Annotated in this window: 15 protein-coding genes; 9 read left to right on the top strand and 6 right to left on the bottom strand. The window is 40.3% G+C overall.

The window, feature by feature from the left end; translation table 11 throughout:
* The first annotated feature begins 119 nt into the window (after window positions 1-119).
* Genes WKU33_RS13685 through WKU33_RS13670 form a run of 4 tightly spaced genes read left to right on the top strand, consistent with a single transcriptional unit; the run spans window position 120 to window position 4,037 of the window.
* Window positions 120-1,046 carry a glycosyltransferase family protein gene (locus WKU33_RS13685; protein WP_156856966.1) on the top strand — a complete coding sequence of 309 codons (927 nt, stop codon included), beginning with the start codon at window positions 120-122 and terminating at the stop codon, window positions 1,044-1,046.
* 18 nt (window positions 1,047-1,064) lie between these two features.
* Entirely contained in the window at window positions 1,065-1,745 is a 681-nt protein-coding gene (locus tag WKU33_RS13680) for an acyltransferase (RefSeq protein ID WP_156856967.1), read from the top strand.
* A gap of 38 nt (window positions 1,746-1,783) precedes the next feature.
* Entirely contained in the window at window positions 1,784-3,010 is a 1,227-nt protein-coding gene (locus tag WKU33_RS13675; RefSeq protein ID WP_156856968.1) for a glycosyltransferase, read from the top strand.
* A gap of 22 nt (window positions 3,011-3,032) precedes the next feature.
* Window positions 3,033-4,037 carry a glycosyltransferase family protein gene (locus WKU33_RS13670; protein ID WP_336252034.1) on the top strand — a complete coding sequence of 335 codons (1,005 nt, stop codon included), beginning with the start codon at window positions 3,033-3,035 and terminating at the stop codon, window positions 4,035-4,037.
* 42 nt (window positions 4,038-4,079) lie between these two features.
* Here the strand turns inward: WKU33_RS13670 and wecB are convergent, their stop codons facing one another.
* Window positions 4,080-5,150: a non-hydrolyzing UDP-N-acetylglucosamine 2-epimerase gene (wecB, locus tag WKU33_RS13665; RefSeq protein ID WP_442946181.1), complete on the bottom strand. Its 1,071-nt coding sequence runs from the start codon at window positions 5,148-5,150 to the stop codon at window positions 4,080-4,082.
* Window positions 5,151-5,241: 91 nt separating this feature from the next.
* On the opposite strand from wecB, the gene WKU33_RS13660 reads away from it, so the two are divergent.
* The 3 genes from WKU33_RS13660 to WKU33_RS13650 all read left to right on the top strand — a co-directional run bounded on the left by WKU33_RS13660 (window position 5,242) and on the right by WKU33_RS13650 (window position 9,015).
* Window positions 5,242-6,459, top strand: a complete 1,218-nt coding sequence (locus WKU33_RS13660; protein WP_340455160.1) for a glycosyltransferase — start codon at window positions 5,242-5,244, stop codon at window positions 6,457-6,459.
* 104 nt (window positions 6,460-6,563) lie between these two features.
* Complete coding sequence (locus tag WKU33_RS13655) at window positions 6,564-7,916, top strand: nucleotide sugar dehydrogenase (protein ID WP_336252031.1); 1,353 nt, start codon at window positions 6,564-6,566, stop codon at window positions 7,914-7,916.
* Window positions 7,879-9,015, top strand: a complete 1,137-nt coding sequence (locus tag WKU33_RS13650) for a DegT/DnrJ/EryC1/StrS family aminotransferase (RefSeq protein WP_340455158.1) — start codon at window positions 7,879-7,881, stop codon at window positions 9,013-9,015. Before WKU33_RS13655 ends, WKU33_RS13650 begins: the two co-directional genes overlap by 38 nt.
* A 15-nt stretch (window positions 9,016-9,030) precedes the next feature.
* On the opposite strand, the gene WKU33_RS13645 is transcribed toward WKU33_RS13650, so the two are convergent.
* From WKU33_RS13645 to pdxR, 5 genes are all read right to left on the bottom strand, one after another.
* Window positions 9,031-10,305 (bottom strand): glycosyltransferase family 2 protein, encoded by a 1,275-nt coding sequence (locus tag WKU33_RS13645; protein ID WP_340455156.1) that lies wholly within the window; start codon window positions 10,303-10,305, stop codon window positions 9,031-9,033.
* 134 nt (window positions 10,306-10,439) lie between these two features.
* Entirely contained in the window at window positions 10,440-11,549 is a 1,110-nt protein-coding gene (locus tag WKU33_RS13640) for a hypothetical protein (protein WP_340455154.1), read from the bottom strand.
* A 430-nt stretch (window positions 11,550-11,979) separates the two neighbouring features.
* The gene (locus WKU33_RS13635) at window positions 11,980-12,132 is read right to left on the bottom strand and encodes a hypothetical protein (RefSeq protein ID WP_336252027.1); all 153 of its coding nucleotides are present in this window, start codon (window positions 12,130-12,132) and stop codon (window positions 11,980-11,982) included.
* A gap of 178 nt (window positions 12,133-12,310) precedes the next feature.
* Window positions 12,311-12,445 carry a hypothetical protein gene (locus tag WKU33_RS13630; RefSeq protein WP_340455152.1) on the bottom strand — a complete coding sequence of 45 codons (135 nt, stop codon included), beginning with the start codon at window positions 12,443-12,445 and terminating at the stop codon, window positions 12,311-12,313.
* Between the two features lie 74 nt (window positions 12,446-12,519).
* Window positions 12,520-13,920 (bottom strand): MocR-like pyridoxine biosynthesis transcription factor PdxR, encoded by a 1,401-nt coding sequence (gene pdxR, locus WKU33_RS13625; protein WP_340455150.1) that lies wholly within the window; start codon window positions 13,918-13,920, stop codon window positions 12,520-12,522.
* 115 nt (window positions 13,921-14,035) lie between these two features.
* On the opposite strand from pdxR, the gene pdxS reads away from it, so the two are divergent.
* Complete coding sequence (gene pdxS, locus WKU33_RS13620) at window positions 14,036-14,920, top strand: pyridoxal 5'-phosphate synthase lyase subunit PdxS (protein ID WP_255454389.1); 885 nt, start codon at window positions 14,036-14,038, stop codon at window positions 14,918-14,920.
* Window positions 14,921-15,312: 392 nt separating this feature from the next.
* Window positions 15,313-16,362 (top strand): C45 family peptidase, encoded by a 1,050-nt coding sequence (locus tag WKU33_RS13615; protein ID WP_340455148.1) that lies wholly within the window; start codon window positions 15,313-15,315, stop codon window positions 16,360-16,362.
* The last annotated feature ends 363 nt before the right edge of the window (window positions 16,363-16,725 follow it).

Below are 16,725 nucleotides of genomic sequence, written 5' to 3'. Positions count from 1 at the left end.
ATTTAATTTCAATGATTACTGTCATTCTATGCAAGAGACTCGAAACGAGATAGACTGCCATAATGAAAATCTAAATTTGGCTCTTGTCTACGAGATAATAGAAAGGGGTTTATAGATCGATGCGGCATGTCTTATTTATTGGGGAAGATACTTCCCGGTTTATCAATAGAAACTTTTATTATTTGGAACAAGAACTGGCAAGGATTGTCCGCCTTACCGTTTGGAGGAAGTCCGGCAATATTGATTATATTTTAAATAGGCTGGAGACAAAGCCGGATTTTATTTTAATACTGAATGATATGGGACACCAATTGTTCCCAATGATTAAAGGACTAAGGAATTGCAGTATACCGACAGGATTATTTGTGACAGATGTCCATCGCCTTGTTAAAATACGAGAAAATTATATCAATAAAAATAAAATTGACTACCTCTTTACAATCGGATGGGAGAAATCCGTCCAAACATATCCACAGTTTAAACATAAACTAGAATGGTTCCCTCACTTTGTTCATCCTGGAATATATAAAGACTATTTTTTAGAAAAAGACATAGATTTCCTAATGATAGGTGCCGTTAATAAGACTTATCCACTACGTGAGAAAATAGTAAATGCTTATTCCAAAGATCCACGGTTCATCTGCTATCATCATCCAGGATATCGTGACTTCACTAGGGAAGAGGAGAAAGATAAACGGGTTGGTGTACATTATGCCAAGGAATTGAACCGCACGAAGATCTTCTTCACATGTCCTTCGATCTATAATTACCCTGTGATGAAATATTATGAAGCCTTAGCATGTAAAACGCTCCTACTAGCACCAACGTTCAATGAACTGGAAAGCTTAGGATTTATCCCAGGTAAACATTTCGTCGCAATTGATGAAAGTAATTTTAAAGAAAAAGCAGACTATTATTTGGCGAATGAGAAGGAAAGACAGCGGATTACCGAACAGGGTCATCAATTCATTCAGGAGAACCATACGGTGAGGATTCGGGCCAAGCAACTTATGGAGAAAATTGAATGTATTCTAGAAAGCGAGTAGCTGAAAGGAGGATTCTAGTTGTCAAGTATACCTAAAAGTACCCATTTAGGTCATCACGTCGTAATCGAAGACGGAGTTTCTATCGGTGAGAATGTTGTGATTGGCCATCATACCGTTATTTTGCAAGGAACACAAATTGGGGATCATGTCACGATTGGTAGTAATTGTGTCGTTGGAATTCAACCGGCGGCAAATGAGAAAATGCGAAAAGAATCACCTATAGAGCGTAATTTGATTATTGGAGCAGGTACGAAAATCGGGCATCTTGTTTCAATTTATGCCGGCAGTACAATCGGGAGAAATGTCTTTATTGGGGATCACGCAAGCATTAGAGAAAATGTCCACATTGAAGAAGGCTCGGTCATAGGTAGAGCCGCGATTATTGAATTGAACACGACGATTGGGAAGAACTGCACGATTCAAACCCAAGCCTATGTGACAGGTGATACAACTCTTGAGGATAATGTTTTCATCGGTCCTTGTGTTTCCATGTCCAATGATAAATACATGGGAGCACAAGCATACACTTTGAAGGGACCGTGTATTAAACAAGGAGCAAAGATTGGCAATAATGCCTCTTTGTTGCCAGGTATAACGATTGGCTCGAATACAATTGTTGGAGCAGGTGCTGTCGTTACGAAAGACGTTGATACAAATATAATTGTTGCAGGGGTACCAGCTAAAGAAATCGATGCCTGAATCTACTAGCCTCTTCTTAAAGGAAAGGATGAATCGAGATGTCCAAAAAGGTTTGTATGGTTGTTGCCTATCATCCGTTTTTAGATGCAAGGATATTTAAAAAGGAAGCCAAAAGTCTACAAAAGATGGGGTACGACGTCTCGATGATTGTACCTAGGAAAAATGGTAATTTATTTGATATTGATGGCACACCTTTTAAAAAAAGCTTTAGAAGTAACGTGTTCATCCATGAAGGGATAAAAATAGTCACTTATCACGCTGAAAAAACGAGAAAATCATTGAATAAAGTGTTAAGTAGTGAAGATGTTTGGGAAACGGAAGGCTTCAATAATCCGCTAACAAATTTGGCGATGGCAGAAGATGCGGATATTTATCATACCCATGAATATTTATCGCTCTTTGCCGGAATTGGTATTAAACGGCGGATGCAGAAGGAGAAGGGAAAGAAGGTAAAATTAATTTACGACAGTCATGAGCTGACACCTGATCCGCTTCATCCGAGAACGTCTGAAGAAAAAAGGAAAAACTTAGAAGATAAGCTGTTCATCATGTTGAAAGAAGTCGATTACTTGATTACCGTTTCCGATTCAATCAAGGATTGGTATATAGCACGAATGCCGGATTTACCGATTGAGGTGATTTATAATTCACCTCCACTTATCAAAGACGTTGAGCTAAAAGCTTATGAAGGAAGTCAGTTAACAGTTGGTTATGAAGGAAATATCACACATCATAAAGGCAATCAGGAAAAGATTTTCGGAATTTCAGAAATATGTTCTCAGAAACTAGACTTTCAATTTAAGATTATTGGTGGCAGCCAGTTTGGAACTCCACTTAAAATCCCGAAGCATCTTACAACGATCATCAAGCAAACGGGCTGGGTGGATTACCATTCGATTCCGAAGCATATGCAAGCTATTGATATCGGTTGGATTGATTTGGAAGAGGTGCATTATTCGCTTAATAGTGATTATGCGCTACCGAATAAATTTTTCAGTTATCTGAATAACGGGGTTCCGGTAGTCGTAAATAAATGTCAGGAGATGGAAAATTTCATCCGAAAGCATAAATGCGGTTATGTGATCCAAAAGCAGCAAGCGGACGCAAAAGATTTTGCGAACGCATTTCTTTATCTCAAGCGAAATCCGGAAAAATTAGAGAAGATGAGTAAGAATGGAAGGAAAGTAATGGAGGAAATTTATTCATGGGAGGAAATGGAGAAACGGTTGGCCGGTGTTTATGCAAAACTTTTACCAACTCCGTAACGGTAGAATCGAGGTGAGATAGATGCGCGTGTTGCATATTCCGGAGGGCGGCTTACCAATGATCAATCTATGTCGCTCATTGCGTCTGCAAGGCATTGACGCGACGGCATGCCATTTTTATGCGAATCGTTACCAGTTTGAATCGGATGTTTGCTTAAATCTACAGGATATTCCAAAACACAAACGGTTGGAAAAGATTCAAAAGTTTTTTAAGAAAGCTATCGAGGATTATGATGTTTTTCATTTTCATTTTGGCGGCACATTCTTTCCTGATAAGCGTGATTTAGAGACGCTTCATAAAGCGGGAAAGAAGATGGTCGTCCACCACAGGGGATCGGATGCCCGTATCCTTTCTGTTGCAAAGGAGAAAAATCCGTATGTGCGTGTGAAAAATGAATGGACAGAAGAAAGAATTAGAGAGAATCTGACGAAGCTTTCATCGTATGTTGATCATGCGATCGCGCTTGATTATGAAATAGAAACCTATGTAAAAGATTATTATAAGCATACACATGTTATTCCCCACATTATTGATATCTATAAGCTAAAGCCGAATTACCCTACTATTAAACAAAACCCTCTTGTCGTCCATGCCCCGACCAAACGGAATTTAAAGGGAACAGAGTTTGTACTGGATGCTGTTCAGAAGTTGAAGAATGAAGGTATGTCTTTTGAATTTAAGCTAATTGAAGGCCTGAATCATGCGGAAACGATGAAGCTTTTATCTGAAGCGGATCTTGTGATAGATCAATTACGAATTGGAGCAGCGGGATACCTTTCCACAGAAGCGATGGCATTAGGAAAACCGGTTATTTGCTATATAAGGGAAGATCTTGTAAGTAAATATCCGGAAGAATTTCCAGTTGTGAATGCTAATCCAGCTAATATTGCTGATGTACTGAAAGATTTGCTTCATACTCCGGCACAATGGAAAGCATTAGGTGTCCAAGGCAGGGCTTACGTGAAAAAATATCACAGTGCGACCAATGTCATTCATCAATATATCGATGTTTACAAGAAATTATAACTCAAAAGAGGTGAACTTGCTGGTCACCTCTTCCATTATTCTTTAAAATTCTTTGAGAAGTATATTAGCGATTTTGTGGGCAGCTCCGGTACGATAAAGAGATTGATTTGCTGTTGGTCGCTGTATATTTTGAATAGTATCGATTATTGTTTGGGAGTCGGCACCAGCTAGTTTGTTCCAGCCGGATTCCACTGTTTCCAGCCATTCCGTTTCCTCACGAAGGGTGACGCACGGTACTTGAAGCATGCAAGCTTCTTTCTGCAAGCCTCCTGAGTCCGTGAGAATAATATCTGCCTTTGCAGCCAATGCGAGCATACCAAAATAATCCAAAGGATCAACGAGTTTAATATTGGGAGAGCGGACGAGATCATCCAATTGATATTCCATAATTTTACTTTTTGTTCGTGGGTGCAAGGGGAGGACGACAACTTTATCCAACTGCTGAAAGGCCCGGAATATTGCTTTTAAACGGGTAGGGTCATCTGTGTTCTCTGCTCGGTGGACTGTTGCTAAATAATAGTCCTTTTCCTTAAGTTTTAAATTATCCAATAAGAAAGAGTGCTTTGTTGCAAAAGGTTTAAAATGTGTAATCGTATCATACATGATATCTCCCGTTCGATAGACACCTTGCTTAATTCCTTCTTTATTTAAATTTTCCACAGCATAATCCGTTGGACAAAATAAATAATCAGATAAATGATCGGTAATGATTCGATTCATTTCTTCGGGCATTTTTTTATTAAAACTGCGAAGACCGGCTTCGATATGAGCAATGGGAATATGGAGTTTCGCTGCAGCGAGACTTCCGGCTACAGTAGAGTTTGTATCCCCATACACAATTACTACGTCCGGTTTTACAGACATCATTAACTTTTCTAATTTCAGCAACATGTTGGCAGTTTGTTCACCATGGGTCCCAGAGCCGACAGCTAAATTATAATCCGCTTCAGCAATATCTAACTGCTTAAAGAAAACATCAGACATATTATAGTCATAATGTTGTCCCGTGTGAACGATAATCTCTTTGATGTGAGGATAGCTTTTAAAAGCTTTAGACAACATACATGCTTTAATAAACTGGGGCCTTGCACCTACAATCGTCAATGCTTTCATCATCTACTTTCCTTTCTCAAGCAATTTCTATATTTTATTCTTTAAGTTTTTAGTTGTTCAGGAGTTCGTGCAGTTAGGAGTGAGAATTATCGTGAAACATGTATGTATATTAGTATCGGAGCATCCTTTTTTAGATGCGAGAATCTTTAAGAAGGAAGCTAAAAGTCTCGTAAAAGCGGGATTTCAAGTGACGATGATTGTACCTCGTAGGAATGGTTATTTATTCGATGTGGACGGTACACTGTTTAAGGAGCATTTCAGGGAAGAACAATTCACTCATGAAGGCATCAAAATCCTAACATATGAGGAAATCCACCATGAAAAACAGTTAAAAAAACTTTATACTACGATTAAAAAAAATAAAGACATTCTCTATACAGACCGATTCATTCAATTGGCGCTTGCTCAGCAGGCTGATATTTATCATGCACATGAATTTTACTCTCTGTATACTGGTGTTCAAGTAAAACGGGCACTCTCATCTCGGGGAAAGCAAAGCAAATTAATATATGATAGCCATGAAGTCGATCCAGACCCGCTCTTGAAACAAGCAAGTCGGACAGAACAAATTAAGCGCGACATGTTAAAGCTGATGTTAAATGAAACAGACACGATAATAACTGTTTCCGAATCGATTAAACGGGATTTCCATTCACTGGACGCAGCCTTATCAGTAGAAGTTATTTACAACACACCTCCACTTAGTAATGGTTATCATCCAGGACAAGGGAAGAATGAGCAGCTCGTTCTCGTGTATGAAGGCGTCATGAATGGAAAAAGAGGCAGCTTCCATAAGTTAATGAAGATAACAGAATTATGTAATGAACAGTTCCCGCTCAAAGTCATTCTGATTGGTGGAAATAAAAAATCAGAGAACCCTCTTTTAATCCCATCTCACCTAGAGGATAAGATTATCCAAACTGGCTGGGTCGATTATGAGGAGATACCAGAAAAGATGAAAGGAGCAGATTTGGGTTGGGTGGATTTGGATGCGAAAGGGTCTTTGAACAATCGATATGCAATGCCGAATAAATTCTTCAGCTATTTAAATAATGGCCTGCCGGTAGTTGTGAATCAATGTGACGATATGAAAGAATTTATTCGGAAATATAATTGCGGTTATATCGTTAAAGGGCGTGAAGCAACCGCGGAAGATTATGCTAAAGGTTTGCTCGATCTTAACTTCAACCGAAAGCAAATTCATGCAATGAGTCTTCAAGCGAGAAAGGTGATGGAAGAGAGATTCAGTTGGGCAAAAATGGAAAAGCGGCTTTTATCTATTTATGATGAGCTTAACGAAGGTGGATGAATGATGAGGATAAACCAGATTCTATTTTTCTAATCATACGTACAATCAATGAAACAATATAAGACATAAAGTATCACATACTAATGAAGAAATGAGGGAATGGTATGGCAGACTATTCTAGTTTACCTACCGATTCAGTAGCTGTAATCGGGCTTGGTAAAATCGGACTGACATTAGCAGCAGTGTTTGCGAATAATGGGTTTAATGTGCATGGTGCTGATATTAATGAAGATGTTGTATCATCGATCAATCAAGGGATTTCCCATATTAAAAATGAGCCAGGTTTAGAAAAATTAGTTTCCGAAGCTCATAATAGTAAAACGTTGTCTGCAACGAAGCGGACCGCAGAGGCCGTTCAACAATCGAATATCATAATTGTCATTGTCCCTGTTCTCATTGATGATGATAATCATATAGACTATCGGTTCATTGATCAAGCGGTGCTGGACATAGCGAAAGGATTAAAGAAAGGCTCTCTTATCATATTTGAAACAACACTTGCACCGGGCGATACGCGCAATAGATTTGGTACGAAAATAGAAGAAGTTTCAGGTTTGAAAATGGGGGAAGATTTTCATCTTGCCTACAGTCCGGAAAGAGTTTACTCGAATCGGATCATCCGCGATCTACAGAGCTATCCTAAAATCGTTGGCGGATTGGATGAAAGAAGTCTCACATTAGCAAAACAATTTTATACGAAGTCTCTAGGTTGTGAGCTGATAGATGTAAGTACACTCGAAACAGCCGAATTTTCCAAAGTAGCAGAATGCGTTTACCGGGACGTCAACATTGCCCTCGCGAATGAATTGGCTATGTTTGCGGATGAGAAAAATGTTGATATCAATGAAGTGATTACAGTAAGTAATAGTCAGCCTTATTCGCATATTCATCACCCTGGAATTGGCGTTGGCGGTCATTGTATTCCAATCTATCCTTACTTTTTCATCAATAAAGGCTTAACTAGTGGGCTAACCCCCTTAGCGAGAACGATTAATGATCAAATGGCTGACTATTCCTTAGCGAAGATGGAAGAAGAGTTAGGGACTTTCCAGGATAAAAATATCCTTATCCTCGGGCTTTCTTACCGGGAAAATGTGAAAGAGCCTACAAAGTCTACGGCGCTCATGCTCATTGATAAGCTTAAGCGAGCAAAGGCAAATATCTTTGTCCATGATCCTCAGTTTACAACAAGTGAAATAGAACGTTATGCTGTCCTCCCTCTACAGTTGAGTGATTCGGTGATTGAAGAAATAGATGCCATCATTATTCAAGCTTTCCATAAGGAATATGAGAATCTTGATTTTGCAGCGTTCACCAATTGCAAGCTCGTTTTGGACGGTCGGAATAAAGTAAAGGAAGAGGAAATAAATAAATTAAATATGACGTATATCGGAATCGGAAATGGACGGGGGGATTCTAATGAAGGAAGAAATAACGCAGCGGATTCCAATGGTTGATTTACAGGCAGAATTGAATTTATTACGTACCCCTATACTTGAAATAATGACAGAAGTGTTGGATAGTGGGAATTATGTACTTGGGGAAAAAGGGGAGATGTTCGAGAAATTAGCCGCGGGCTACGTAGGAGCAAACTATGCCCTCGGGGTAGCGAATGGAACGGATGCATTAGTCTTGGCGTTGAAAGCATTAAATATTGGCCCAAAAGATGAAGTAATTACAACTCCATTTACTTTTTTCGCCACAGCTGAGGCAATTGCTGAAGTTGGGGCATCTCCTGTGTTTGTTGATATTGAAGCAGATACCTACAATTTGGATCCCGCCCAAATTGAAGCAGCTATTACCCCAAAAACAAAAGCAATCATAGTTGTCCATTTATACGGTAGGGCTGCAAATATGAAGGAGATCATGTTCCTAGCTGAAAAATATAATTTACGTGTGATTGAAGATGCTTGCCAGGCAATTGGCACGGAGTTTGAGGGAAAACGAGTTGGTGCCATTGGAGACATCGGCTGCTTTTCATTTTTCCCGTCTAAAAACCTAGGAGCTCTCGGGGATGCGGGCCTTGTCACGACGAATAAAAAAACACTCTACGAAACAATGCTCAAACTCCGCAATCATGGGAGCGATAAAAAATATCATCATTCTTTAATTGGTATGAACAGCAGATTGGATGAGATGCAAGCAGCTATTTTAATCGTCAAATTATATTATTTAGATATTTTCTTGGATAAGAGGAAGGAAGTCGCGAGAAGATATACTAAAAACTTACCCGGCTTTTTATTGAAGCCAAACGTTCCGAGTGGTCGCGAGCATACCTTCCATCAATATTGTATCGAACTGGATAACCGGGATAAATTGGCGGCTGAATTGGCAAGAAACCATATTGCTTCAGCGGTTTACTATCCAGTCCCCTTACATTTACAAGAAGCTTTCCGTTATTTGAATTATAAAAAAGGAGCATTCCCGGTTGCGGAACAAGCAGCAAATCGCATATTGGCCCTACCAATTTATCCGATGATGACCTCCCAGCAGCAGGGATTAATTATTTCAACGATCAACCGGTTTTTTGAAGAGAAAGGCAATGAAGAAAAATGATTTTTAACATAACATTTATAAGTAATTTAAAAATTCATACCACTGCTTCTTGTGTTTTCGTGTAATACTTTCCTTATGTTCCCTAATATTATAAACGGTGAAATTTTCATATTGGAAACGGTACGTTGTGATTAAACGGTTTAGCACACTTACATCTTCAAACAACCTGCCATTTTTAAAAGGAACAATGGGAAACCCGCCGATTGCTTTTAATGAAGCCGTCCGGTAGATTCGTGGACCAAGCGGGAAGTGATAAGACAGTAAATCCTTTCTTTCATGAACCGGTCTTCCTGTCGTTATACTTTTGAACAGAATATTCCCTTCTCGCTGCTTCCAACGTCTGAAATTACCATATAAGACAGCAACATCTTCAGGTAGATGAGGGAGATGACTTTTGATTACAGAAACAGCATCCGCGTCAAGCCAGTCGTCTGCATCGAGCTCTAAAATAAAATCAGAAGTAACATAAGGCAGTAAATCATTGAGTGCCTTTGCTTTTCCCGCATTCTCCTTGGTGAATAATTGGATTACGGGCTCATGTCGCCAGTTTTGCATGTGTTTATAGGAGTCATCCGTTGAACCATCATCGATGATGCAAATTTGTTCTGGCCTTTCGGTTTGGAACAGGCATGATGTTATTGCGGCTTCCACATAGTTTTCCATATTATAGTTTGCCATGAGAATGGTGAGGCTCGGGTGTTCCGTAGAGGTTTTCTTGTAGTGATATTTTTCAAGCAGTTGGAGCTTTTCGATCCGGTCGCGCGTTGTACTTTCTGTTGCCCGCTTTATTAGGTCTTTTTTAACTACTATCACTGCATCATCCATGGTGGAAAGCCATGCAGAAAAGAGTGCTTCTTTGAAAGGGAGCTGATGATCTAGTAGAAAAGGATGATTCTGTAAATATGCTGTCCGGACGAGGAGGGGGAAGGGCAGCGAAATATGCTTAAGGGAGTAGTTATGCTGCATGACCGCCTGGGAGGAGTTCAACTGGAGTGCTTCATTTGTGATTTTAGGAGAAAGATACTCGGACTGTTTTAGAAAAAGGATGTATTCACTTTTTTGTTGTGCTATTACTTCATTTAGAAGCTTTCCAAATCCATTTGGTTGGTAGGTGTGAACAACTGGATTTGGGAGCATGCTTTGCTTCTTAGGCATGGGAAGGTGAATATCTTTTTCTTGCAGGATTGTGACGGAATGTAGCTGGGAATTAATGTTATAGAGTGAGGTTAATGCTCGGTGAAGATGCGCAGAACTCGGATAGTCCATTAGAATAGCACTAATTGCTTTCATATGGATTCCTCCATTCTTGTTATCCATTATATATATGAAGATGGTCAAATTTTTATAACTGGAAAAAGGCAGAGCTGTATTTGATCATAACCCCAAAAACAACTCTGCCTAAATTTAGGTTCGTACTAGAAAACTTACTGAATGTCGCGAATGTAAGCAGTGGATGTGTCACCTTCATTGTAGTATATCATGACCTTTCCAGTCGCTTCGTCAAGAAATGGCCCGGCTGCCGCATCACTTCCAAGATGATAGTGTTCTAGTACTTCTCCAGTTGCTGCGTCAAGTACACTGAATAGGTTTTTTGAATCCGTGCTTGCGCTACCTAATGCCTCGGTGTATATGTAGATATAATCATCCGAATAAGCGCTGTACATATAATAACTGAAATCATCATCCGTATCTTGATCGTCAATTGTTCCGTAAGCATCAGTCCAAAGATGGTCATATGAGCTCGCGTCATAGGCTAAAATACCGTTCTCTACTTTAACAAAGAAACGATTATTGATTAAATCAAGTGTAACATTATTTTCATCATAGACGTGGTCAATAGAGGCGGTCTCTGTCAGTTCTTCCTGCCTTCCATCTTCTTCATGGAAAGAAATGATTTGAATTTCCCCATCACCGTAGTCTGAAACATTCATTAGACCATAAAACATATCGCCATCCGTTGCGACATCATAGAAGAAACCTTCATCTTCATAAATGAGTTCTCCTGTTTCTTGGGAGTACACTTCAAGGATTTCCCAACTGGAAAAGACGATATTATTATCTGTCAGAGAAAACTGTGGAAACCAACTACTGCTAATTCCATCGTCATTTTCCCAAAGAATTTCGTTCGTCTCAAGGTCAATTGCATAAATACGCTCATCCGTTCCGACAAAAAGAGTGTCCTCATTTTTTGCAATGGTGTTGAATCCTTCTTCAGGCAGGATTTCTCTAATTTCCCTTGACTCCATATCTAATTCTAATAAGGCGTTTTCCCTGTCAAATTCGTTATCACCAATTGGGAGAGAACTTATAAAATAATATTTTTCATCAAGTATTTCGGTATAGCTGTTGTTTGAATGGGTAATTCTACCTTTTTCCGCATCACTTTCCAACGACTCAATCGAAGTTGTTAAGCCTCCCCATGTCCCTTCTAAATAATCCATATAGAGACTAGTATCATTATCTTCCATGATAAGGAGACCGTTACTGGCGATGGAATGATAGTAGTTATTTGGAGACGGGCCCTCCTCAATCATTACGGCTTCAAAATCCCCATCTATAATAGCTGTTGCTTCCAGATCTTCTAACGCAGTGAAAGCAGCTTCCCCGGTAGTAACGCTCTCATTACTTTCATCGTTTCCTGTACCTTCTTCTACGTCGGCCGTGTCTGGATCATCCGGTTCAGATTTCTATGCTTCATTCGTATCATCATCCCCGCATGCGCTTAGTAAAAGGAGAATAAATAAAAGCATAAGTGGATAAGTAAGTATTTTTATTATCTTTAGCATGCAAGCACCCTTTCTCTGGATAAACTCGTTTTAATAATACGACAATTTAGGCGAATCTGAAAGGTGCTTAGTGCTTAAATATATGGAAGGGATAGGTAGTTAACTAGGGAAAAAGAGGTGTCAGCGGAGAGTATGTATGATGAACCAATTCAGGTAAAATTCGTGCTCAATCAAGCATTTATTTTCGGACGGTACGAATGTCGACTTCCTTACCGTATTTTCGGCGGACCGCTCTTCTTGCTTCGATTTGTGTTCTGGCGTAAACGGGGATACTTTTTGTTTCATTATCTTTCTCAATTGTTACGCGAAAACATTTTTCACCGCATCGCATGGTAGAATCCTCCTTCTTTTATATTGCTTATTACTTCTATTGTACCGATAAGGGGTCGGGGTGTGAAGGGAATGGTTTTCAAGTAAAACAGAAAACGTGACAGTTCGTAGTGTTTTCGAATGTCACGTTTATACACTAGCAAGTGAGTTAATATTTTTATTTTACTTTTGAATACTGATTATTTGATTTTTTCATCTCTCGCTTCGAAAATGATCCGCGTCATCAAGTTATCAAGTTCTTCAATAGTAAATCCTTGTTTTCCAGCTAATTCATCCTTATCAACGGCATTCAGGTTGTCACGTGGATACAACATTTGCTTTCGACGTTTGTACCATTCTTTGTCTATAAAGCAATCCCTCCTCGCTATATATATTGGTAAACAAGGGCTTATTTCTGAGTTTCCCAGCAACCCATCAGCAACTGAATCGCTTCCTCTAATTCTGTCTCGGGTATGCTCGCAAATCCGAGCAAAATAATCGGTTCCGCGCTGAACTGCTCTTCCATCACATAAAAGGAAAGCGGGTATATTTTTAAATCTGCTTGATAAGCTTTTTCAACGAGTGTTGCTTCCGACATTCCGTTTTTTATTTTCAAAACAACATGAAAGCCGGATAAGTCCCCGATTACCTCAACAAAATCTTGATACGATGCAAGTGTTTCTAAGGTCAATTCCATTTTCCGCCGGTACACATTTCGCATCCGGTTAAGATGTCTTTCAAAATCGCCTTCTTTCATAAATTGTGCGAGAATATGCTGGTCAATACGAGAGACCGAGCATTGGAAATAAGATAACTTTTTCCTGTGAAATTTCATTAAGTGCTTCGGGAGCACCATATAGCTGATTCGAATGGACGGAATCAGGGATTTGGAAAAGGTGCCAAGATAGACGACCTTTTCATTCTGATCAAGACTTTGCAGGGATGGAATCGATTTACCGGTATAGCGGAATTCACTGTCATAATCATCTTCAATAATATAGCGGTCATCCTTCTCCGTTGCCCAGTTCAGCAATTTAATCCTGCGGTTGGCTGAAAGTACGGAACCAAAAGGGAATTGCCGGGACGGGGTGACGTACATAATATCAATTGGTGTTCGCTCGAGTTCACCTATTTTTACCCCATCGTTATCGACTTGCAAAGGATACACTTTATTCGGATAGTGCTTGAGCATTCGAGACATGACGTGATAACCGGGGTCTTCCACGCCATAAGTAGTCGTATTTCCCATAAGCAGAATAAATTGTTGCAGTAGTGTCTCAATCCCAGCACCGAGAATGATGTCGTCGGGAGAGCATTGTACCCCGCGGGCTTGATAAATATAAGTTGCGATTTCCTCTCTTAAGTGAAGCTCTCCCTGCGGATCTCCTAAAAGAAGTAATTCTTGATTGTCCTTCGTTATAATATCTTTCGCGTACTTCCGCCATTTGGCAAAGGGAAAATGCTCGGTATCGATCCAGCTCGGATGGAAGTCATAACGGATTTGTTTCTTTTCGATTTGGTATTCCTGAATGGTTCGTGCTGGCTGTACATATTCGAGGTCTTCCGAGGCGAGTACGAAATAGCCCTTTCTTGGTTTTGCCTCAATATAACCTTCTGCGACTAATTGATCGTAAGCTTGTTCAATCGTGTTCTGACTTATCTTTAAAAAATCTGCGAGCTTCCGTTTGGATGGAAGCTTCGAGCCATACGTAATTCTTCCTTCCATAATTTCTTTTTTTATAAAATTATATAATTGTTCATAGAGCGGGATCTCACTTTCTCGCTCTAAATGACAAGTTAACATATTCATTTAGGGACCTCCTTGTAAACTGACCCTGTCAAAAGTTAATAATCTGGTTCTTTTAATGGTGTCACTATACTCTTATAATAAACTAAAATTCTAATAAATCAAAGGAGTGGTCCAGTTGGCAATTCAAGGACTGACAAAACATGCAGAAGTATTGGAGAAAATTAAAACGGGCGGGGTCATCATGGACGTCGTTAATGCGGAGCAGGCAAAAATCGCGGAAGAAAGCGGTGCGATTGCGGTCATGGCATTAGAGCGTGTTCCTTCAGACATACGAAAGGCAGGCGGAGTAGCCCGGATGGCAGACCCGCGCATTGTCGAAGAAGTAATCCAGGCTGTAAATATTCCGGTAATGGCAAAAGCACGAATCGGTCATATTGTAGAAGCTCGTGTGTTAGAAGGACTTGGAGCAGATTTCATCGATGAAAGTGAAGTGCTCACACCTGCAGATGAAGAATTCCATTTGCTGAAAAGTGATTTTACCGTACCATTTGTTTGTGGTGCAAGAGATTTAGGTGAAGCTGCTCGCCGAATCGGGGAAGGTGCCTTAATGATTCGTACGAAAGGTGAACCTGGAACTGGAAACATTGTAGAAGCTGTCCGTCATATGCGCCAAGTTCAAGCACAGGTGCGAAAAGTTTCTGTGATGAGCGATGATGAATTAATGACCGAGGCAAAACTTCTTGGTGCCCCTTATGAAATTTTAAAACAAATTAAAGAAGCGGGTAGATTACCGGTATCCAACTATGCAGCAGGAGGAGTTGCAACTCCGTCAGACGCCGCATTAATGATGGAGCTTGGTGCAGATGGTGTATTTGTCGGTTCAGGAATTTTCAAATCGGAAAACCCAGAGAAATTCGCCAAAGCAATCGTCCAAGCAACAGCAAATTACGAGGATTATGAATTAATCGGCCAACTGTCCAAAGAATTAGGTACCGCCATGAAAGGAATCGACATCTCCACACTAGGCGAACACGAAAGAATGCAAGAACGCGGCAAGTAACCGAAGTGGGACACGGGGGTCAGAGCATTTGTCCCACTTGCGGTCCAAATAGCTTATGTATTGGGCACTGATCCGGTTGATCAGTGTCTGTTTTTTTGTTTGAGAATGATTGTTGGGTAATGATGAGAGTTGTTAGTGCCAGCCACTACTTTTTACGGCTTTGTTAAAGCACAGAAATGACCTGTCAATGCCCGCCTCGGCAAAATACTAGCGCTCTAGGTTACTGACAACTCTTATCAAAATCCATTTTCATGTGAAGTCAGGTGACTGGACTCTATTGCTCCCGCCCTAGCGTAATCTTAACGTTCCAGGTCACAGACCAAGCGTATCAATATCCCGTGGCTGACCCGGAAGCCCTTTTCAAGTACAATGGTAATAGAGGAGGGAAACGATTGAAGCGGATTTATAGTGATGTGGTGCAGTTTCGTGGTTCGCATTATGATTATGGCTTCATGCTCGGTGAACAAATCAAAGATTCCTTGATCATGAAAAACCGGGAGCGGATCTGGAGAGTGCGCCAGCCAAGGTTTACAGCAAAGGAACAAGAAACGAAAGAGATGCTTACAAAATATGCACCTGGAATTTGGGAAGAACTTGAAGGGTTGAAAGATGCATTGCAACTCCCGATGTCTATCATTTTGCGAGATTTTTCCGGATACCGCTTGCCCATTGAGAAAAGCGGCTGTTCCATCGTGACCGGGAAAGACTTTATGGTGCGAAATTATGATTTCCATCCAAAAACGTATGAGGGCAGATATCATATTTACGAGCCGACTGATACTGGATACGCAACAATCGGACCTGCCCAGAGAATAACCGGTCGGATGGATGGCATGAATGAGAAAGGTCTTGTAATGGGATATAATGCAATTAATCGGAAAAAGCCCGGCGCAGGATTTGTTTGCTGGATGATCGGCCGGATGCTTCTTGAGACTTGTGCTACAGTTGAAGAAACGATTGATTTTCTAAAAGAAATCCCGCACCGACATAGTTTCAGCTATATCGTACTAGACCCAAATGAAGAAACATTCATCATTGAAACAAGTCCCCGAGGTGTCGCAGTTCGGAGCGCGCAGAGCTGTACGAACCATTTTGAAATCCTAAAAGAAGAGAACCGTCGGCATTTAGCTGATTCTGAAGCCCGGTTGGATAAAATTTCAGAAAAAGAAGTTCTTGGTAGTGTAGCGGAAGCCTTCCGTTTTATGAATGATCCGGAGCAAGGTGTATTTTCTAAACAATATAAAAGCTGGGCCGGAACAATTCATACATCTGCGTATTTACCAAAAGAAAAACAAGCGTGGCTTGCGCTTGGAGAAAATCGGGAACCAACTATATTTGATTTCTCTCGCTGGCTTCAGGGAGAAAATATAGCAACATCGAAAGTTTACGGAGCGGTTGATACAGACATCGGATTTGCCCATATGGATGATGGACTTAGATAAAGTGAAACTTCATTCAGTGGGCTATCCTCCCCCCACTGAATGTTAGAGTTTTATGGACTGTATATCCCCATCTGGTAGTAGATTTAGGGAAAGTAGTTTTAATGGTGGAGCAGGGTATAGTGTTTATCTCCGTACGATGCTTCTTACAATGGAAAAGGTGGTAACAGATGGAGCGGCTTAATGTGGAAAAAATCAAAAGGCGTCAACGGGTAATAACTATTAGTCTTCTAGTTATCTATCTGCTTGCATTAACTTGGATTATCTTGTTTAAAATGGCTTTATCTTCTTATGAATTGCCTTACATGAGAAATATTAATACTCAACTTTCGCAGCCCAAACTAGGCAGGTATACCTTGATATAGT

The organism is Oceanobacillus sp. HCA-5259, assembly GCF_037892815.1.
In the GTDB taxonomy this organism is placed as follows: Bacteria; Bacillota; Bacilli; order Bacillales; family Amphibacillaceae; genus Oceanobacillus; species Oceanobacillus indicireducens.
The sequence above is the reverse complement of the archived record's forward strand: the minus strand, read 5'-3'. Positions and strand labels throughout refer to the sequence as shown.

Excerpts from the sequence above, each read along its gene's own strand:
- pdxR (WP_340455150.1), bottom strand. The coding sequence starts at position 13,920 with ATGAATATGTTAACTTGTCATTTAGAGCGAGAAAGTGAGATCCCGCTC.
- WKU33_RS13645 (WP_340455156.1), bottom strand. The coding sequence starts at position 10,305 with ATGAAAGCAATTAGTGCTATTCTAATGGACTATCCGAGTTCTGCGCAT.
- WKU33_RS13650 (WP_340455158.1), top strand. The coding sequence starts at position 7,879 with ATGAAGGAAGAAATAACGCAGCGGATTCCAATGGTTGATTTACAGGCA.
- WKU33_RS13630 (WP_340455152.1), bottom strand. The coding sequence starts at position 12,445 with ATGTTGTATCCACGTGACAACCTGAATGCCGTTGATAAGGATGAATTA.
- WKU33_RS13685 (WP_156856966.1), top strand. The coding sequence starts at position 120 with ATGCGGCATGTCTTATTTATTGGGGAAGATACTTCCCGGTTTATCAAT.
- WKU33_RS13640 (WP_340455154.1), bottom strand. The coding sequence starts at position 11,549 with ATGATTGAGGAGGGCCCGTCTCCAAATAACTACTATCATTCCATCGCC.
- WKU33_RS13675 (WP_156856968.1), top strand. The coding sequence starts at position 1,784 with ATGTCCAAAAAGGTTTGTATGGTTGTTGCCTATCATCCGTTTTTAGAT.
- wecB (WP_442946181.1), bottom strand. The coding sequence starts at position 5,150 with ATGAAAGCATTGACGATTGTAGGTGCAAGGCCCCAGTTTATTAAAGCA.
- WKU33_RS13635 (WP_336252027.1), bottom strand. The coding sequence starts at position 12,132 with ATGCGATGCGGTGAAAAATGTTTTCGCGTAACAATTGAGAAAGATAAT.
- WKU33_RS13670 (WP_336252034.1), top strand. The coding sequence starts at position 3,033 with ATGCGCGTGTTGCATATTCCGGAGGGCGGCTTACCAATGATCAATCTA.
- WKU33_RS13655 (WP_336252031.1), top strand. The coding sequence starts at position 6,564 with ATGGCAGACTATTCTAGTTTACCTACCGATTCAGTAGCTGTAATCGGG.